Below are 20,473 nucleotides of genomic sequence, written 5' to 3'. Positions count from 1 at the left end.
AGGATACTAACCTGATTTCAGTCAGACTTGGCTGCTGGACAACTAGGCTAACAGAGCGGGGAGTCGTTTAGCAGCGATGTAAAACAAAATGTCGCCGGGCACTACCCTGAGTGTTAGTGGGGGATTGAGTTCGATCGACTGACCTCCATCCTTCCTAACTCCTATCAGGGTGGCATCATATTCGTGTTTTAGCTTATTAAACAGAGGCTCATACTCGACCTTGTCACCATTATATTTGCTACTGAACTGTGTCATTCCATCACTACTATCCAGCAGTTGTTTATGCAACTGACTTGAACCTGGATCGATAGTCGACTTGGCTAGGAGCTCAACAGATACCGACGGTATGATCTCAATACCAGGACAGTGTGACAGTAACAAATCGCCAATAGATTCATCTTGAAAATAGGCTGTTTTATGGCTGCTGGGGCTGACTTTTTGGCAATATAAGGCTGTAGTTAACGTAACATCGTCCAATGGCGTATCAATAATGATACGATCGGCGGTATCCAGACAGGCTTTAGCCATTGTTTCTTGGTGAGAAAACGACTCTACTTTCACAAACCCAATTTTATTCGGCATCGGGTTTTCAATGTCCTTGGCTACGCACAGGACAACTCGACGGTGGTGTGCATTATGTTTATCTAACAGCAATTCAATGAGTCGTATTGTACGTTGCTCGTTCCAGCCGATAATGACAGTGTGGTTTTGTGTATTCAAATGACGTAGCCCTCTTCTTCCTTTAAATGCTCGTTCAGACAAGGCAAAACTCACGCGAGCAATCAAAAATGCAAATATGCTTAACCCGACGGGAATAACCCATAAACTAACAACAACCTTACCCCAGAAAGTAGTCGGTGACAGGTCACCATAACCGACGGTTGATGCGGTGACGGCAAGCCAGTAGCCAAAGTTCTCCAAGATTATAATGTCTTGTTCACCGGCCAGGTTGAGCAGTAGGTAACTAATCAGAACATACAGCAGGGTTACTGCTAACGTTGAACTCGCGTTCGCTTTAAAAAAAACAGAAAAAACGACATGTTTGACTTTTTCAACTAATAACACCTGAAATATTACTCCTTTAATTACCCCTGAATAACAAGAGACAGGTATCGGCTCATATCTTGTGTGATAGGACTGGCATCCTCTCTAACTGATATCCCTTGCCACTTTATCATTCACTAGCCAGCACGACTTAATCCACCCAGGTTTCAACTATGGCGAACATAAGTGTACGTTAAATCATAAACTATACGCTCGAACCAAATGCGAAACAGCCTGCGCCATCCGATCAACAGGGTCTGCACTAAACCCCAGTATCAGCCCCTGTTGATCGGTCAGTGGATCATAGGCCGATAAAGGGCGAGCACCTATACCGGCATTATTGAGCCGCTGGCACAAAGGTTGATCCAGGTGGTCAGGCGGCAATGCCTGTACCAGGTGCATCCCTCCACCCGCGTCGATCATCGGCAATTCTGATAAGGGAGAAGCTGATATCAACGCCATTAATGCTTCTCGGCGCTGCTGATACAACTGGCGCATCTTTTTCAAATGCCGACTGTAATGCCCTTCAGCCATGAATTGCCCCAGCGCATGCTGAGGTAGGCGTGTCAGCCCCCCATCCTGGTATCCACGTAGCTTAAGCATACCAGGAACCAAAGCCGGTGGAAGTACCAAATACCCCAAGCGCAAGGACGGAAACATGGTGCGACTGAAGGTACCGGTATAAATAACACGCTGTTTCCTACTTAAAGCGTACAAGGCCGTGATTGGCTGTCCAGTCGCAAATTCGCAGTCAAAATCATCTTCAATAATCCAGCAACGTTGCTGTTCAGCCCAGTTAAGCAGCGCTAAACGGGCCGTTAAGGTCAAGGTATGCCCCAACGGAAAGTTACGTGATGGCGTCACGCACAAACATTTTGCCACCAGCCCACTAGGCAGCCCTTGCTGCAAAGACTGCCAGCTAATGGACTCTACCTTGGCTCCGGCGGCACGCATCACCGCTGCCGTACCAGGGTAGCCAGGAGATTCCACTAACGCTTTATCACCTGAACCCAGCAGCAACTCAGCTACAAAATGCAGGGCTTGCTGTGAACCTGAGGTAATCAGCAATTGTGATGCGTCCACCTGAATACCACGGCGCATAGCCAGATGCTTAACCAGTTCGTCCCGCAACAACGGCTCACCTGCCAGCGGGCTGTGCTGCAGCAGAGGCCGGGAAGTAGACTGATTCAAACAGCGCTTCCACTGCGGCAAGGGAAAAGCATCTAAAGCCGGTAGCGCAGGCTGCAAACGCTGAGAAACCCGTGTTTCAGGTATGCGGAAGGCTTGCAGCGCATCCAGACGATGATTCAAGTCAGGTAGAGCCTGTTGCGGATAGACATCAGGATCAGCCACGGGGGCATGACGCAACAGATGGGCAGGCAACTCAACAACGAAACTGCCTGCGCCCTGACGCGCTTCAATATAGCCTTCGGCTTGTAGTAACTCATAGGCCTCCTTCACGGTATTGCGGGACAAACCTAGTTGCCGGGCAAGATCCCGTGTAGCAGGCAACTGTTCACCACTCTTCAGCTCGGCATTGAGTATCGCTTGCTGCAGCCAGGCAAACACCTGGCGATAACGTGGCAGGCTTGGATCAGCCATAGGATTGAAAGGTGTTCGCGGTAGACGCATCAAAATTGGACCTATAAATTTACTATAAATTGGATCTTTTCCAATCCATTTTAGCTCTCTACACTGGCTTTTATCCACAGTGAAGGAAATGACTATGAGCGAATACCCGATCAATGAGCGAAACCGTGTTATCCGTGGTCCCAAGCGGGCCAATTATGATCAGGCCGTTATTCATGCCATTATTGATGAAGCCCTGGTGTGTCATCTTGCCTGTGGCGATGAGCAGACATCTTATCTTCAACCCACCCTGCACTGGCGTATAGGCGAAACTCTGTATGTACACGGCTCTGCTAAAAACGGGCTGTTCCAACGGCTGATGAACGGGGCCGAAGGCAGCATTGCCATTACCTTGTTGGATGGGATAGTGTTTGCGCGCTCAGCCTTTCACCATTCGGTGAACTACCGTAGTGTTATTCTGTATGGTAAAGCCAGATTGGTGACCGATGAGCAGGAGAAATGTGCGGCATTGGATGCGCTGATGGAGAAGTTCCATACAGGCCGCTCAAAAGAAGCACGTCCTGCCAATGCCACTGAACTGAAAGCCACCAGTGTATTGGCGTTTACGCTAAGCAACATTGCAGCTAAAGTCAGAACCGGCGGGCCAGTGGATGATCCAGAGGATATGCAACTTCCAGTTTGGGCGGGTGTTCAACCGATACAGCTGCAACTGGGCGAGATTATCTACGAATAATCAGTTTACTGGCAGGCTTTGGCAGGAGAGACTATACGCCAAGATAGCAACCAGGGTTTTGGCCAGGCCATATCGGTATGACTGAAATAACATTACAGCTGGACGATACACCTATAGTCACCTTATCCGCCCATACGGAAAAGAGTCTCTTTGACACGCTGACCGATGCGGATATTTTGCTGCGCAAAGCCTGTATAAACGGCGCCTGTGGTGTCTGCCGCTGTCGATTGATATCTGGCACTATCGATTATCGGGGGCGTCACCCCTATGGGCTCAATGACGGCGAACAGGCCGATGGCTGGATACTGCCCTGCATCGCCTTCCCGAAAACAGATCTGAAGCTGATGCGGCTAAAACCACAGGCACCCAAATAGTACGCCCCGAACCTTTGAACTTGAACAGTCAACTCGAAACATCTAACGATACCGGTCACGCTCGGCATACCAGCGTTTCTTATCCTCATACATGCGCTCATCGGCACGCTTTAGTACGTCTTCCGGCGGAACCTGATCAGAGTGCGCCAGACCAACGCTGAGTTCAATACGCACATCCATAGCAGCGCCCTGATCGGTTGACAACGACACCTTCTGTCCCTTGACGTGGTGGTCAATACGCTTCACCAATGCTCTGGCGCCTTGACCCGTTTCATCTCTACAGAGGATAACAAACTCATCCCCTCCAAATCGAAACAGACGATCATGCTCTCTACAGGTAGCGCGTAGGGCATTGGCAACGCTACAAATCAACTGATCACCCGCTATGTGCCCGTACTGATCGTTGATCGGTTTGAGGCCAATCAGATCAATCAAAATAACACTAAAGTGAGCATCCATATTGTCACGAAGCCTCGCTTCAGCATCGGCAATTTCTTGTTCCAATCGACCCCGATTATAGATGCCGGTCAGTGCATCCCGTTCAGCTGCTGATTTCAATTCCAGTGAGAGCAACTTATTGGCAATAGTGGTACTGAGTTGCTTTAGTAACAATCTCATCGATTGCCGCTCTTCCTCCGGTAGCTTCCGTCCATGAATCAGTAACAACCCTTGAAAACGATCCACACGCTGCTTCAACGGAAACACAAAACTATTATCATCCTGATCAGCGATGCTGACGAACTGCCCTTTAGGTAAATACTCGCACACGCGCGACAACTGGCAACGCAATAGGGCGCGTTGTTCCTCGTCCAGATCTGAGGTATAGGCGGCAAAGTTCAGGGTATCAGACTCGTCAGGATCCTTGAGTACAAAACCAAAAGATTGATTCGGATAGAGTCCTTGCAACACTTTCAAGGCCTCGTCGACCAAGAGTTCAAGGGTTTCAGACTGATCACCCAGATCAGTCAGTTTGAGCATGGTTAAAAAAATAACATTCTTCTTTTCGGCATCGTTTTTAGTACGAAACAGCCGCTGGTTCTGTATGGAAAGCACCCTGGCAACTACAAAAATATAGACCTGCAGCGCGACCATAGTAATGATTTCGATGCCCAGCGGGGCCTCGGGTGACCAATGTACTCCAAACAACAAGGCACCGACTAACAGGCCCAACCCATAACAGGCGGCGGCTCGTATAAATTGGGGGACGCCCCCAGTCATGGTGTTATTGAGAATGACCGTAGCCAGCAAAGTAAAGCTGACCCAGCCAGAAAACTCGATTGCAACCGTCCATAGCGCCAGCATAAATGCATCGAACAGCATGGCAGAAATTTCGATGCCCTTGGGTGACTCGCGTAAACGATCGAACCAATACACACAATGGGGGTACAGCAGAAAGTAGACAGCCGCAAGGACATAGAGTCCGGCGGACCAGTCGCGAACATAAGTCAGCCAGGAAATGGCAACAAAAATCGCACCGAACCCGAGAACTCGGGGCGTGTAATTGATGCGCGTTAACCGGGGCATGCGTTTACGGCGCAAATCTCTAGCAACCGTAGTCAGCGTTCTATCTCCTGATTATTAATTTTTGGCGTCTTTGGAGCATAATCCGCCTATTTGGAATAGGCAAACCGTCCTCCCGATCAAATAACAAGTGAAATACGCTTTCGCATCACTTTTAAGCCCGTTTTTTAACCGATAGCGTTGCAAATGGGCTTTACACATCCTTTGGCATAACAATGTTCAGCTTTTTAATCCGCCGGTATACGGTGGGACGCGATACGCTCAATTGTTTAGCAACCGCAGATATGTTCCAACGCTGCTGCCGCAGTAGGTTCAGCAGGATTTGTTGTTCAGAAGTTTGTGAGTAGCTGTCGGTAATGTCTGATTGGGAAAGCTCGTAAGGCGTTTGCATTGGGAAAGAAAAAACCGGCCGCTCAGGTTGATGTGTTGTAATTTCTTTAGGCAAGTGGTGTACGGTGATTTCACCAGCTTCACTGATGGCTTCTGCAAAGGTCAACACATTAGCAAGCTGCCTGATATTGCCAGGCCATGCATAAGCGAGTAAGGCGCTCACCGCATCGGCTCTTAGCCGGATATTGGGGTTAATCTGCTGTAGCAAGGCTTGGATAAGGTACTGCTTGTCGGCACGTGCTCTGAGTGTAGGCAGTGTTAGTGTTGCTCCGTTTAAACGATAGAATAAATCTTCGCGAAAGCGGCCCTCTGCAACAAGTTTCTGAATATTACAGTGGGTCGCCGCCAACACTCTAATGTCCAGGTCAATAGGTGTTACTGCGCCCAAGGGTAACACCTGCCCTTCTGCCAAGACGCGCAGCAAACGAGTTTGCAGATGTAAGGGCATATCGCCGATTTCATCTAAAAAGAGTGTGCCACCGTTTGCTTGCTGGATGATCCCTTTTGCACCTTTTGCACGCCCCCCAGTAAAGGCACCCGGTACATATCCAAATAACTCACTTTCGATCAAAGAGTCAGGAATAGCAGCACAATTGACAGCCATAAACGCACTGTCGGCTCGATGGCTCGTGGCATGAATCGCCTGTGCCAACACCTCCTTACCCGTGCCTGTTTCGCCGAGAATAAGCAAGCTCACATTTTTATTACGTAAGCGTTTTGCCAAACTTAGGGTTTGGCGCATGGCGGGATCATCGGCACATAAACGGTCTAATGCAGGAACTGGCTCAGCTTGCTGCGTAACGCTGGGGGCCATGAAGAACCGACTCGCTGTAGGCGACTTCGGCTCAATAAGTGTGCCGTACAAGGTTTGCTGAGTCCCCTCTACCCGGAAAGCGCGCGTGCCATCATGACAAGCATTAATGGATAAAATGTCTTGCCATTGGCACTCAAGCAGCTCAGGTAATGAAAGCTTTTGCAGATCAATTTTGTTGAGTTGCATGAGCAAGTCCCGTGCGGCGGTGTTAGCTGCCAGCACCTCACCTTGTTCATCCAGAGCAAACAACAATTGTCCGCTTACTTGTACAAGTTCTCGGGATTGATCACACTTAAACACTAAATGATGACGATAACGCCTTAAAAAATAGACGTCTTCAATTAAGCGCGCATAGAGCTGGGTCAGGTGCAAGGCAAAATTCTGGCTCTCAGGTGTGCGGGATGAATTTAGGGCAGAGATATCCAGAACCGCAAGCAACTGACCCGACGGGTCTTTTATCGGAGCAGCGGTGCAAGTTAAGCTAATGTGTGAACTATCAAAATGATCAAGCCGATGGCAGGTAAGCGCTTGCTGTTCCTGGATGCACGTACCCACTGCCGAGGTGCCTGCGTATTGCTCATTCCAGTCGGCGCCCAAGTAAAGTCCCGCCTTATGCAAGCGCTCATCACGCTTATCCCCCAGGAACTGAACAGTGATACCACGATAATCACTTAATAACAGGACATAACCCAAGCTGGCGACCTGAGCATATAACTGTTCTACGCCTGCTCGCGCCACGTTCAAGAACTCATCGACTGAATCTTGATGCTCGCGCAAGGTTTGCTGCGTGACAATGCGTGCAGGTCTCGGTTGGCAAGGATCTAAACCATATTCACTCAAACAGCGCTTCCACGAACGGCCAATGAGTTCATGTATGGGCGCATAGCGCCTAGGTGCGGATTGATGCCCACCATAGCTAAGTATTGTGTCTATATGACGACGCTGGCTTAAGTTATGCATGTTTTTCCTTGGTCCGCGACTGTTATTTTTATTGCACGGCACTCCCGAGTTTACTCTGTAAAAGACTGGCTTTCTATCTTTCTATATAGGGCTGATGTGATCGCGTTACACCTGTAAAGCTGAGCTTGGTTTCACGTTACAGTTGTGACTAGAACAGGTTACAGCTGTAAAAAAACCTGTAGCAATTCTTCAGCCCATCGCCGCCACACTCTGCGCAATAAATATAAAATATCATTTTAATTCAATGATATAAAAACTAAAACCATTGAAACACTGCGCTTTGGCACGCTTACTGCTCTATCTCTGTTATCAACATTGCCCTGTGATGCTCCTGCCCCCATGAGCAATGCTGGTGTTAACGCAGTAACAAAAACAATAGTCTGCATTGGAGAGATCTATGACTCGTACCACACTCACCCCAAATCATAAGCCGACACTTGACGCCGTCGCCTGGGTGGAAAAATTAGCGGCTGCATTGAGTTCCGACACACCGACGCAAGCGGCTCAATTATTTGAGAAGGAGGGCTACTGGCGCGACCTGGTCGCCTTTACCTGGAACATAAAAACCCTGGCTGGCCGATCAGCTATCAGTGAAATGATCGCAGCGACTATGGCAACGGTGGCCCCTAGCAACTGGCGCGTGGAACAAGATGCTACCGAAACAGACGGGGTAGTCGAAGCCTGGATTACCTTCGACACCAAGGAAGCCACAGGCCGAGGCTATCTGCGACTTCGCGATGGGCTGGCATGGACCTTCTTAACCACCATGACTGAGTTAAAGAATTACCCCGAAAAACGCAATAAGCTCCGCCCTAAGGGAGCAGAACATGGTGCCAATAAGAACCGCCAGACATGGTTAGAAAAGCGCCAGCATGAGCAAGCCACCCTGGGTTATAGCGAACAACCTTACTGTTTGATCATTGGTGGTGGCCAGGGCGGTATTGGCTTAGGCGCTCGGCTTCGACAGCTTGAAGTACCGACCATTATTATTGATGCACTGCCTAAGCCCGGAGATACCTGGCGTAATCGTTACAAATCACTCTCATTGCACGATCCCATCTGGTATGACCACATGCCCTATATCCCATTTCCCGAAAACTGGCCGGTATTCACCCCCAAGGATAAGATCGGTGATTGGTTAGAAATGTACACCAACGTCATGGAGTTGAACTACTGGGGCTCCACCCGTTGCACCCAGGCAAAATATGACGAAGATAAACAGGAGTGGACAGTTGAAGTCGATCGCAATGGCGAAAAACTGACACTTCACCCCAAGCAGTTGGTTCTGGCAACGGGCATGTCGGGTATCCCTAACATTCCGGATATACCGGGTATGGATGTGTTTGAAGGTGAACAGCATCACTCTAGTAAACACCCTGGAGGTGAAGCTTACAAAGGCAAAAAATGCGTCGTTCTTGGTGCGAATAACTCAGCTCATGATATCTGTTGTGCCCTTTGGGAAAATGAAGCTGACGTTACTATGATTCAGCGCTCCTCTACACATATCATCAAATCCGATTCACTGATGGAGCTGGTGTTAGGTGGGCTCTATTCTGAAGAAGCTGTTGAAAATGGTATGACGACTTACAAGGCCGATCTCACATTTGCATCCATACCTTTTGAAATCATGCCACAGTTCCACATTCCTGCTTACCAAGCCGTAGCGGAAAAGGATGCTGAGTTTTACCAACGCTTAACCGATGCAGGCTTCCTGCTTGATTTCGGTGAGGATGGTTCAGGCCTGTTCATGAAATACCTGCGCCGAGGTTCAGGCTATTATATTGATGTCGGGGCATCGGATTTAGTGGCTAACGGAGAGATCAAACTAAAATCAGGCGTATCGATTGAGCGCATCAAAACTAACTCAGTGGTGCTGACCGACGGTACTGAACTGGACGCAGACTTGATTGTATATGCTACCGGTTTTGGGTCGATGAATGGCTGGGCTGCTCAAATCATCTCTCAAGAAGTTGCTGACAAAGTTGGCAAATGTTGGGGTATGGGTTCGAACACCGCCAAAGATCCCGGTCCATGGGAGGGAGAGCTGCGCAATATGTGGAAACCGACACAGCAGCAAGCGCTGTGGTTCCATGGCGGCAACTTGCATCAGTCCCGGCACTACTCTCAATACCTGTCCTTACAAATAAAAGCGCGCATGGAGGGGATCGAGACGCCGGTGTATGGCATGGAACCGGTGCATCATCTGAGTTAGCAAACTGCACACTAAGCTAACAGAATGAAGACAACTGCAGTTTCTGAAAGCCGGTGAATGGGTGGAAAACCATTGATTCCAACACCGGCTTTGACGAATCCGGCTATGTTGTCTAACCTTAAACTGTTGTATTTACTAACAAGATAATTGGAGCTACCTATGTCAGCAAGCAAAAAGAAACTCAAAAGTGCAATTAAAGCCACCAAGGCCAAAGTAGCCAAGCAAGAAAAGAAAGTGCAGAAGCTGAAGAAAAAACTGAAAAAAGCCTGACTGTTCTTTGCCAAAGAAAGCCCGGCAGTGCCGGGCCGTGTTGATTAAATATCTTTAACCAGTCGCAGCGCATCATAAATTGCGGCGTGGGTATTACGCGCTGATACGGCATCGCCGATACGGTATAAGCGGAACTGTCCTTCAGGGTTAGAAATCAGTGTTTGCGGCGCTCCCGCAATCAAGGTTTCATAATCCACCGCCCCCAGGTTGACTGACTGGGGCTTGAGTTCAAAATACAGATCATCCAGTGGCAGGGTGCCGTGATTGACGACCACCTGATCGACATGACGAGTATTCAACACACCGCCATAGTCGCTGCCCAGCCGAGCCAGCAATCCCCCTTCATGACGCTCTACCGACTCTAATCGGTAGGTCACTGTAAAGGTGACATCATGCTTTTGCAGACTGCGCATATAGGGTACCAGATTCATCGCCATGACTTCTGGGGCGAAGGTTCTGTCAGGGGTCATAATCTCGACCTTGGCACCACTGGCGGCTATAACTTCAGCGGCCTGAAGCGCCGCATGATCCCCGGCATCGTCATAAATCAATACATTCTTACCTGGCCTCACATCACCGGCGATAATATCCCAGGTCGATACCACCAGCTCATTACCCTGTGCCAATACCTCGGTATGCGGCAAGCCACCGGTTGCAATAATTACCACATCGGGCGCTTCGCTCATTACATCATCGACTTCAGCCCAGGTATTGAAGCGAAAATTCACCCCCAGCGTTTCACATTCCGCCATACGCCAATCAATAATACTGATCATCTCGCGCCGCCGTTCATTCTGCGCCGTTAAACGCACCTGACCACCCGGCAAGGCCGCCGCTTCCATCACTGTCACCGCATGGCCGCGTTCAGCCGCCACGCGTGCGGCTTCCAGTCCAGCGGGTCCAGCTCCCACCACCAGAACCTTTTTATGTTCCATCGCTGGCGGAATATCATGTGGCATGGTCAGCTCACGACCTGTGGCTGGATTATGAATGCAGTAGGCATCCCCACCCTGATAAATACGGTCAAGACAGAAGTTAGCGCCAACACAGGGACGGATGCGCTCCTCCTGTCCAGCCAGAATTTTGCGCACAATATGCGGATCGGCCATATGCGCACGGGTAAGGCCCACCATATCCAGTTTGCCGGAATCGATAGCGTAACGTGCGGTAGCGATATCCGGAATTTTGGCCGCATGAAAGGTCGGCATACCGGTACGTTTACGCACCTCACCGGCAAAATCCAGGTGTGGGGCATTGCGCATCCCTTGTACCGGGATCACATCGGTTAAACCGGCATCGGTATCGATATGCCCCCGTATGACATTCAGAAAGTCGACCATACCACTGTCTTTAAAGCGATCTGAAATCAGCAGACCCTCCTCCATAGTCAGGCCACCTTGCAGCTGCTCATCGGCGGTATAACGCACACCGACAATAAACTGCTCACCGACGCGTTTACGGATTTCGCGTAAGACGTCAAACGTAAACTTGAGTCGGTTATCCAGAGAGCCACCATAAGGCCCCTCCAGCGTATTGGTCAGCGGTGACCAGAACTGATCCATCAGATGCCCGTATGCCTGCAACTCGATACCATCCAGACCCGCCGCATACATGCGCTCAGCCGCATCGGCATAATCCTTGATAATCCGTTCGATATCCCAGTCTTCCATTTTTTTCGGAAAGGCACGGTGACTGGCTTCGCGATGATGTGAAGGTGAAACCACATTTAACCAGTCACCCTTGGCCCAATGGGTCCGGCGTCCCAAATGAGTCAACTGCAGCATGATCGCCGTACCATGCTCGTGACAGGCATCCGCCAGGTCGCGCATATAGGGCACCACTTCATCCTTGTAGGCCAAAATATTGTTGAACACTGGCGGGCTGTCTTTAGACACCGTCGCCGAGCCTGCGGTCATGGTCAGGGCAATACCCGCTTTTGCCCGTTCCGCATGATAGGCACGGTATTTGGCTTTAGGCATGCCATCTTCCGGGTAAGCCGGTTCATGCGCGGTGGTCATGATGCGGTTTTTCAGCGTCAAGTGCTTCAGCTGATAGGGTTGCAGCAAAGGATCTTTGGACATGTGAACGGCCTCCGGCGATGGTTACATATAGGTTTTTAAACCCGTATGCATTGAGATTAGTTAAAATGTACACATGTGTCAATTATAAGTACATAAGTGAACATTAGATTGCCATGAACGACCAAAGACCGTATTCTTCGCGACATGAATATGCCTGAAACCGGCTGGCGCGGCTCGCCAGAAATATGGATAGATATTGCCTATGACACGCTGATAACGCGTGGTGTGGAAGCTGTGCGTATACAACCCTTAGCCAAGCAACTGGGGCTATCGCGTACCAGTTTTTACTGGTTTTTCAAGGACCGGGAGGCGCTACTAGAGGCACTGATACAACGCTGGCGAGATAAGAATACCGGCAACCTGATTCAGCAGACTCAAGCCTATGCCGAAAACATCACCGAGGCCGTACTGAATCTGTTTGACTGCTGGCTTGATCAAGCACTGTTTGATGATGCCTTTGAGTTTGCGATGCGTAACTGGGCGTTACAATCAGCCGATGTGGAAGCCGAAATCGAACAGGCAGACCAACGACGACTGCAAGCGATCCGTGAGATGTTTGAACAGTTCGGCTTTGCTAGCCAGGAAGCCGATATTCGCGCGCGTACTATTTATCTGACTCAGATAGGTTATGTTTCCATGCGCACCCATGAAAGCCTGACCGTGCGTATGACACGTATTGAACATTATGTACGGGTATTTACCGGCCAATCTGCTTCAGCAAACCAGCTTAAACGCTTTTATCATCGACATAGTGCTTCACTGGGTTGAAAGCTCAGGTTATGACTGGGATTTTTGGGACTCCTGAGCTTCAACAGTCTGTTTCTGTGCCATCCATAAACGTCGTTGTTGGTAATACACATCCCAGACACAAGGGTCGCAGGATCCGCCGCCACAGCATTCACTGGGTGCGGGTGGTAAAGGCTCATCTATTATTACGGTATCAGTCATCGAAAATCATTAGCGGTATCTGTTAAAAAAGAGGCCAAGCCCTGACTGTGCAGGGCTTGGTTGTTATCAACCTTGTAAGCTGGAAAATACTTTATCGCGGATATCTTCAACACTGCCAACACCAGCTACATATACATAAGTCGGTGCGGTAGCTGCATCCTGTTCGGCCCAGCTTTTATAATAGTTAATCAAAGGCTTGGTTTGATCATGGTAGACATTCAGGCGCTGACGCACGGTGTCTTCCTGATCATCTTCACGCTGCACCAGATCATCACCAGTGACATCATCCTTACCTTCGGTTTTCGGTGGATTAAATGTTACATGGTAGGTCCGACCAGAACCAGGGTGAACACGACGGCCACTCATGCGCTTGATAATTTCCTCATCATCCACATCGATTTCAACCACAGCATCAATTTTAACACCGGCTTCTTTTAGTGCATCCGCCTGCGGAATCGTTCTGGGGAAGCCATCGAACAAGAAGCCATTGGCACAATCTGCTTCGGTGATGCGTTCTTTAACCAACCCAATAATGATGTCATCAGACACCAATCCACCCTCATCCATGACCTTCTTCGCTTGTATACCCAGTGGGGTACCCGCTTTGACCGCCGCGCGCAGCATATCACCTGTAGAGATCTGCGGAATGCCGAACTTTTCAGTAATAAACTGTGCTTGAGTACCTTTACCGGCACCAGGTGCGCCGAGCAGAATAATTCGCATTGAGGGTTTTCTCCTGATTTATTTGTAATAAGTCACTATTCCGGCTTTTTCACCCAAGCCGGACGCAAGTAAAATAGTATCCGAGGGTAACGTCATGAGTTATCCTGCCACAATTCGACATTAGCACTAGCCGGTGTTGCGCATACCTGCCGAAATGCCAGCCATGGTAACCATTAATGCTTGCTCCAGACGCTGGTCCGGCTGGTTACGGTCTCGATACAAAAGCTCGACCTGCAAAAAATGCAATGGATCCAGATAAGGGTTTCGCACCTCAATAGACTGACGAATGATCGGATTTTCTGACAAGAGTTGCGTTTCCTGTTTAATCTGCTTAACCAGTCCAACGCAGTGCTTGAGCCGGTCTCGCAAACTGGCACCCAGTACTCCGAGTTCATCCGAAGTGAGACGTTTTTCATAATAAGCGGCAATGCTGGCATCACTTTTAGCCAGCACCATCTCCAACATATCAATATTGGTGCGGAAGAAGGCCCAATCGCGGTAAAGTTGCTGTAATCGAGACAGCTCACCACGTTCAATCGCCTCTCCCAGTGCTGTATCAGACCCCAACCAGGCTGGCAGCATCAGCCGAATCTGTGTCCAGGCAAAAATCCAGGGAATCGCTCGAAGGCTTTCCACTCCGCCGTCCACACGCCGCTTTGCTGGCCTTGAACCCAATGGTAACTTTGCCAGTTCCTGTTCCGGTGTCGTGGAACGGAAATAAGGCACAAACTGTGGATCTTCTCGGATAACAGAACGGTAACCACGCAAACCGGCGCCAGCTAACCCATCCATATACTGACACCAGGAATCATCGGCTGGTGCACCTGGGCAGAGCGTTGCCTGAAGTACCGCCCCTGTGTAGAGCTCCATATTACGAATAGCAATTTCTGGGACACCGAATTTAAACCGGATCATCTCACCCTGTTCAGTGACTCGTAAAGCGCCAGCGACTGAGCCCGGCGGCTGTGACAGAATAGCGGTATGACTGGGACCACCTCCTCGACCCACGGTACCCCCCCGACCATGGAACAGCGTCAGGTGTACACCCTCCTGCTGACATACTCGGGTCAGGGCTTGCTGGGCGCGATACTGCCCCCAGGCAGCAGCTAACTGCCCCGCATCCTTGGCGGAATCTGAGTAACCAATCATCACTTCCTGACGGTTCTCAGTATAGGCTTTATACCAATCGATATTCAGTAACGCAGCAATACAGTCCGGTCCGCCTTCCAAATCATCCAGGGTCTCAAATAGGGGGACTACACGGATATTCCAACCAATGCCCATCTCTTTCAGCAACAGGATCACGGCCAATACATCCGAGGGTTTGCTGGCCATGGAGATGACATAGGATCCCAGCGAGTCCGGCGCCGTTGCAGCCACCACCTGGCAAGTGTCCAACACCTCTTTAACGGCATCTGATGGCTGCCACTGATGGGGTATCAGCGGGCGGCGGGACTGGAGTTCGCGCAGCAGGAACGCCTGTTTATTATTTTCAGACCAACTGGCATAGCTGCCTAGCTGATAGAAGCGGGTCAGTTCATCAAACACCTCAGTATGACGATCGGCATTCTGGCGTATATCAATTTTTACCAAAGCCAAACCAAAACAGGATACCCGGCGGATAATATCTTCCAACAGCCCGGCAGCAATATTCGCCATACCGCACTCGGTCAGAGAGCGATGACACAGCAGCAGGGGTTGCAGCAACTCCTGGTCACTGGTGATCCACTGGCTGGTATCGGCTGGCAAACCACTCAACTGATCAGCAATACCTCTGCGAGTGGCTTCCAGCCGACTTCGCAACCCACCCAGCAGTGCCCGATATGGCTCGGCGGCTTGTTCACCCACCTGCTCACGTAACTCTGGTGTGGCTTGATGCATCGACAACTCTTTTCTAAGCTCATCAATATCCTGAGCAAACAGATCGGCAGCCATCCAGCGCGACAACTGCAAAACCTCCGCCGTTACCTTGGCAGTGACATTCGGATTACCGTCACGATCACCACCCATCCAGGAGGAAAAGCGTACCGGTGAACTGTCTAACGGAAGTCGATAACCTAGGGTATCCTGCAATGTCTGATCAAGGCGTTTACAAAAACGTGGGATGGCTTTCCACAAGGAATTTTCAATAACAGCAAAGCCCCACTTGGCCTCATCAACCGGTGTCGGACGCTGACGACGAATTTCATCAGTATGCCAGATCTGTGCGATCAATTGATCGAGCCGTTCGTTCACTGGCTCATTTCGATCCAGTCGTTTGAGGCAGTCAGTAATCGCATCGTACTTCTGAATTAGAGTACGCCGATTGACCTCAGTGGGATGAGCCGTAAGCACCAGATCTATTTGCAGTTGCGACAGTGTCTCGGCAATCTGCTGTGCGGATTGACCACAATTGCTATGCAACTGTTGAATCAGTTCAGCCAGATCATCAGGCTCGTTCTGCTCATCTGCATCGAGTTGGCGCCGGACGCGATGATGTTCTTCGGCTATATTGGCCAGGTTGAGAAACTGGGTAAACGCACGCGCCAAGGGTAGCACTTCATCTTTATGCAGGCTTTCTATAGCCGCTAAGAGCTCATCATGCACGGGTTTTTCAGCACTGCGCCCTTCTTTAGCCAAATGGCGTATCTGCTCGACCCGTTCTAAAAAACCTTCACCCATATCCTGCTCAATGGTTCTCCCCAGGCTATCGCCCAGCATACGTACATCATCACGTAAGGCTTCATGCAGGTTAATGCTCATCGGCTGTTTCTCTCTGTTTGGCTTGATTCCAGAACGCATCCAGCTCTTCCAGTGAGTAAGTGGAAAAATCCCCTCGCTGCTGGTTAACCTGGGTTTCAACATAGCGGAAGCGCCGTTCAAATTTACGATTGGTGCTACGCAGAGCCTGCTCAGGATCAAGTTTCAGGTGCCTGCATAGATTGACCTGGGCAAATAGAAGGTCACCGGCTTCATCGAGCACTTCACTGTGACGTCCCCCACGGATAGCCTGTCGCAGTTCGGCAATCTCTTCTTCAATCTTATCCAGCACACCCTCTGTATCAGCCCAGTCAAATCCGACATTAGCGGCACGTTTCTGCAATTTGGCTGCACGATTCAATGCTGGTAGCGCCTGAGGAACTTCGTCCAGTACAGAGTGCTGTTGTCGCTCTCCACGTTCCTGCTGTTTGATCATTTCCCAACGTTGGTTAACCTGAGCGGGATCAATTGATGGCTGTTGCTGATCGGTGTAAAGCTGCCCATCCGGAAATACATGCGGGTGACGCCTGATCAGCTTAGCCACCAACTGATCAATGATATCAGTAAATCTGAACAGTTCGGCTTCGTCTGCCAATTGGGCATAGAAAACTACCTGAAACAACAGATCACCCAGCTCATCTTTCAGATGCGGCCAGTCTTCCCGCTCCAAGGCGTCGATGACCTCATACACTTCTTCCAGGGTATGGGGCACGATTGAACTGAAAGTCTGTAGCTGGTCCCAGGGGCAGCCTTGCGGACTACGCAGTCGCGCCATCAGGAACAGCAGGTCATCCAGCGTATACATCAGTGCTTCCCGTCCCTTTCTCTGTGTACATCGATAACGTTAGGCAACTGATTGAGCTTATCCATCAGCCGCCCCAACATTTCCAGGCGAGAAATCTCTACGGTCATCGACAGACGGGCAATATTGCTGTGCTTATCTGTTTTGGTGTTGGCCGACAGAATATTTAGCTTTTCATTGGCCAGGATCATCATTACATCCCGTAGGAGTCCAGAGCGGTCATACGCTTCAACCATCACATCCACCGGATAGGTATGTTCACCCGCTTCATCCCAGTCGACTGAGACTATCCGACGGGGTTCGGTTTCCCGTAATGACTGTAAATTACTGCAGTTTTCATGATGAATCGAGACACCTCGACCTTGGGTAATAAACCCAACAATCGGGTCTCCCGGTACCGGCTTGCAACAACTGGCCATCACGGTCAACAAGTTACCGACCCCCTGAATACTGACGGCGTCACCGCTGCCCTGGGTATGACTTGTATGACGATGCTGACTCGGCAGTAGCTGCAGGTCCATCTGCTCTTCATGGTTGGGTTCAGTCTGTTTCTGTGCTTCGTTCAGCAGTTGTGACAGACGTAAATCGCCCGCACCAATCGCCGCAAACATGTCATCGACTAACTTAAAACTCAACCCCTGGGCTATCAACTTCAGATTCAGTTGATGAATATCCAGTGCCAGGCGGCGCATTTCACGCTCGACCATGTCTCGGCCAGCTTCAGCATTTTGCTCTTTGGCTTGTTGCTTAAACCAATGAGCCACTTTGGCTCGGGCTCTGGACGTGGTCACAAATCCCAGGTTGATATTCAGCCAGTCACGCCGTGGGCGCTGTTCACTGCTGGTAAGAATCTCTATCTGATCGCCGGTTTTCAGTGCATGGTTCAAGGGTACAATACGTCCGTTGACCTTGGCACCCCGACAACGGTGGCCCACTTCGGTATGCACCCGGTAGGCAAAATCCACTGGCGTTGAAGCAGATGGCATATCGATAACATGGCCATCTGGTGTAAATACATACACACGATCCTGAGTTACGTCACCACGCAGGATTTCACGCAAGCCTTCACTTTCACCCAGATCGTCATGCCATTCCAGCACCTGGCGCAACCAGGATATTTTCTCTTCATAACCGTCTCGACGTGCGCGAACATCGGTACCTTTATATAGGTGATGAGCACAAACACCCAGTTCCGCCTCTTCATGCATCTCAAAGGTACGGATCTGTATTTCCAGCACCTTCCCTTCCGGCCCGAATACAGCCGTATGCAGAGAGCGATAGCCATTGGATTTTGGCGAGGCGATATAGTCGTCAAACTCATTGGGAATATTACGCCACAGACCATGCACTATCCCTAATACGGTATAGCAGTCACGGACTTCCGGCACCAGAATACGCACAGCGCGCACATCAAACACCTGGTTGAACTCAATGTTTTTGCGCTGCATTTTGCGCCAGATACTGTAGATATGTTTGGCACGGCCATGAACATCCCCGGCAATCGCCGCATCCTCCAAACGACTGCGTAGCTGATCGACCACCTCATTGATAAACAGCTGGCGATCCAGGCGCTTTTCATCCAACAAACGGGCTATGTTTTTATAGTCATTCGGCTTGAGGTAGCGAAAAGACAGATCTTCCAGCTCCCACTTGATATGGCCGATACCCAAACGATGTGCCAATGGTGCGTAGATATCAAAGACTTCACGCGCCACCAGGTAACGTTTTTTGCGGGTATCGTCCTTGACCCGGCGAATGGCGCAGGTACGTTCGGCGATCTTGATCAACGCCACTCGGACATCATCAATCATGGCGACCAGCATTTTACGCAGGTTATCTACCTGCCCTTCGCTATCGCCCAATACCGTTGAGTCATGGCGAGGGTTCTTGCGACTGCCGATGGCCGCCATCTGCAACACACCCTGAATCAGGGTTTCTATGCTAGCGCCAAAGTCTCGTTTCACTGTTACCAGACTGAGCTTTTCTTCTCGCACAGCACGATAGAGTACAGCAGCAACAAGCGTTTCCTGATCCTGCTGAAGCTCTGCCAGTATCTGCGCCATTTCGAGGCCGATGCTGTAACAATTTTTGTGTGACTCGGTCCAATCAACATTTCCTGCAAGAGAGGCTTCATGCGCACTTCTGACAGCTTCACAAGCTCGACACAACTGCTCAGCGTCGGCAATATCAGTTTGCATCTGCAGGCGTTGCAGCCACAACTCCAGATCGACAGAGCCATCATCTCTGACAGGATGTTCGTCGCGTACCTTAACCATTAGGGTGGTTACTCCTTCCCTGACAGTTTAACGAGGGTCAAATACACCGGTGGACAGATAACGATCTCCACGGTCACAAATGATACAGACAATCGTGGCGTTCTCCACCTGCTCGGCAAGCTTCAATGCTCCGGCAACGGAACCACCGGAGGATACACCCGCAAAAATACCCTCTTCACGAGCCAGACGACGCATCATAGTTTCGGCCTCTTCCTGGGTGATATCAAACACCTGATCCACACGCGCACGCTCAAATATTTTCGGCAGATAAGCTTCCGGCCAGCGGCGAATACCCGGAATAGCGGAACCCTCAGCCGGTTGCAGTCCGGCAATACGGATAGCGGGGTTTTTCTCTTTCAAAAAGCGCGAGACCCCCATAATGGTACCCGTTGTACCCATGGAACAAACAAAGTGAGTGATCTCACCACAGGTCTGCTGCCAAATTTCTGGGCCAGTAGTTTGAAAGTGAGCTTCCGGGTTATCCATATTGGAAAATTGATCCAATACTTTCCCGAGCCCTTCGGCCTGCATGCTCAAGGCAAGATCGCGAGCGCCTTCCATACCGTCGTCCTTACTCACTTCAATTAGCTCGGCACCATAGGCACTCATAGCCGCTTTGCGCTCACTACTCATGTTAGCGGGCATGATCAGCTTGAGTTTATAGCCTTTTATAGCGGCGGCCATAGCCAGTGCAATACCCGTATTACCAGACGTCGCCTCGATTAAGACATCACCCGGCTGAATCTCACCACGCTGTTCTGCCAACTGAATCATACTCAGAGCCGGGCGGTCTTTAACAGATCCTGCCGGGTTATTGCCTTCCAGCTTGCATAACAAGGTATTATTATTAGGGACCGTAATGCGTTGCAAACGGACCAGCGGTGTGTTGCCGATGCAGTCTGCGATAGTGGGATAGTGGGATAGTGTCATCATTACAATCCTGTGCAAATATAAATGGAGTAGTCGTTAGGTGTTTTGCAAATTACTGATGGTAAC

15 protein-coding genes are annotated in these 20,473 nt (G+C 50.1%); 4 read left to right on the top strand and 11 right to left on the bottom strand.

Annotated elements, in window-relative coordinates:
* Positions 1-42: 42 nt before the first annotated feature.
* Positions 43-1,065, bottom strand: coding sequence for a potassium channel family protein (locus F5I99_RS03125; RefSeq protein WP_151053605.1), 1,023 nt, complete (start codon positions 1,063-1,065; stop codon positions 43-45).
* A 177-nt stretch (positions 1,066-1,242) separates the two neighbouring features.
* Entirely contained in the window at positions 1,243-2,676 is a 1,434-nt protein-coding gene (pdxR, locus tag F5I99_RS03120) for a MocR-like pyridoxine biosynthesis transcription factor PdxR (protein WP_151053604.1), read from the bottom strand.
* A 94-nt stretch (positions 2,677-2,770) separates the two neighbouring features.
* Here pdxR and F5I99_RS03115 point away from each other — a divergent pair, with 94 nt between their 5' ends.
* Together F5I99_RS03115 and F5I99_RS03110 are read left to right on the top strand one after the other, a co-directional pair.
* Positions 2,771-3,367: a pyridoxamine 5'-phosphate oxidase family protein gene (locus F5I99_RS03115; protein WP_151053603.1), complete on the top strand. Its 597-nt coding sequence runs from the start codon at positions 2,771-2,773 to the stop codon at positions 3,365-3,367.
* Between the two features lie 77 nt (positions 3,368-3,444).
* Positions 3,445-3,741, top strand: coding sequence for a 2Fe-2S iron-sulfur cluster-binding protein (locus F5I99_RS03110; protein WP_151053602.1), 297 nt, complete (start codon positions 3,445-3,447; stop codon positions 3,739-3,741).
* A 42-nt stretch (positions 3,742-3,783) separates the two neighbouring features.
* Here the strand turns inward: F5I99_RS03110 and F5I99_RS03105 are convergent, their stop codons facing one another.
* Entirely contained in the window at positions 3,784-5,265 is a 1,482-nt protein-coding gene (locus tag F5I99_RS03105) for a sensor domain-containing diguanylate cyclase (RefSeq protein WP_225307526.1), read from the bottom strand.
* A gap of 190 nt (positions 5,266-5,455) precedes the next feature.
* Positions 5,456-7,426 carry a sigma-54-dependent Fis family transcriptional regulator gene (locus F5I99_RS03100; RefSeq protein ID WP_151053600.1) on the bottom strand — a complete coding sequence of 657 codons (1,971 nt, stop codon included), beginning with the start codon at positions 7,424-7,426 and terminating at the stop codon, positions 5,456-5,458.
* 397 nt (positions 7,427-7,823) lie between these two features.
* Here F5I99_RS03100 and F5I99_RS03095 point away from each other — a divergent pair, with 397 nt between their 5' ends.
* Positions 7,824-9,638 (top strand): NAD(P)/FAD-dependent oxidoreductase, encoded by a 1,815-nt coding sequence (locus F5I99_RS03095; RefSeq protein ID WP_151053599.1) that lies wholly within the window; start codon positions 7,824-7,826, stop codon positions 9,636-9,638.
* A 314-nt stretch (positions 9,639-9,952) separates the two neighbouring features.
* On the opposite strand, the gene F5I99_RS03090 is transcribed toward F5I99_RS03095, so the two are convergent.
* On the bottom strand, positions 9,953-11,989 hold the full coding sequence (locus F5I99_RS03090; RefSeq protein WP_151053598.1) for an NADH:flavin oxidoreductase: 2,037 nt from the start codon (positions 11,987-11,989) through the stop codon (positions 9,953-9,955).
* 144 nt (positions 11,990-12,133) lie between these two features.
* On the opposite strand from F5I99_RS03090, the gene F5I99_RS03085 reads away from it, so the two are divergent.
* Positions 12,134-12,757: a TetR/AcrR family transcriptional regulator gene (locus F5I99_RS03085; protein WP_225307525.1), complete on the top strand. Its 624-nt coding sequence runs from the start codon at positions 12,134-12,136 to the stop codon at positions 12,755-12,757.
* 9 nt (positions 12,758-12,766) lie between these two features.
* Here F5I99_RS03085 and F5I99_RS03080 read toward each other — a convergent pair whose 3' ends face one another.
* The 6 genes from F5I99_RS03080 to cysM form a co-directional block, all read right to left on the bottom strand.
* Positions 12,767-12,937 carry an oxidoreductase-like domain-containing protein gene (locus F5I99_RS03080; protein ID WP_151053597.1) on the bottom strand — a complete coding sequence of 57 codons (171 nt, stop codon included), beginning with the start codon at positions 12,935-12,937 and terminating at the stop codon, positions 12,767-12,769.
* A gap of 66 nt (positions 12,938-13,003) precedes the next feature.
* Positions 13,004-13,660, bottom strand: coding sequence for an adenylate kinase (gene adk / locus F5I99_RS03075; protein WP_151053596.1), 657 nt, complete (start codon positions 13,658-13,660; stop codon positions 13,004-13,006).
* A 126-nt stretch (positions 13,661-13,786) separates the two neighbouring features.
* Positions 13,787-16,402, bottom strand: a complete 2,616-nt coding sequence (gene ppc / locus F5I99_RS03070; RefSeq protein ID WP_151053595.1) for a phosphoenolpyruvate carboxylase — start codon at positions 16,400-16,402, stop codon at positions 13,787-13,789.
* On the bottom strand, positions 16,392-17,204 hold the full coding sequence (mazG, locus tag F5I99_RS03065) for a nucleoside triphosphate pyrophosphohydrolase (RefSeq protein WP_151053594.1): 813 nt from the start codon (positions 17,202-17,204) through the stop codon (positions 16,392-16,394). Before mazG ends, ppc begins: the two co-directional genes overlap by 11 nt.
* Positions 17,204-19,477: a GTP diphosphokinase gene (gene relA, locus F5I99_RS03060; RefSeq protein ID WP_151053593.1), complete on the bottom strand. Its 2,274-nt coding sequence runs from the start codon at positions 19,475-19,477 to the stop codon at positions 17,204-17,206. The genes mazG and relA overlap by 1 nt, the downstream gene beginning before the upstream one ends.
* Positions 19,478-19,504: 27 nt before the next feature.
* Complete coding sequence (gene cysM, locus F5I99_RS03055; protein WP_456093917.1) at positions 19,505-20,410, bottom strand: cysteine synthase CysM; 906 nt, start codon at positions 20,408-20,410, stop codon at positions 19,505-19,507.
* Between the last annotated feature and the right edge of the window lie 63 nt (positions 20,411-20,473).

The sequence above is a fragment of the Nitrincola iocasae genome, assembly GCF_008727795.1.
GTDB lineage: Bacteria > Pseudomonadota > Gammaproteobacteria > Pseudomonadales > Balneatricaceae > Nitrincola > Nitrincola iocasae.
This window is presented reverse-complemented; position numbering and strand designations above follow the sequence as displayed.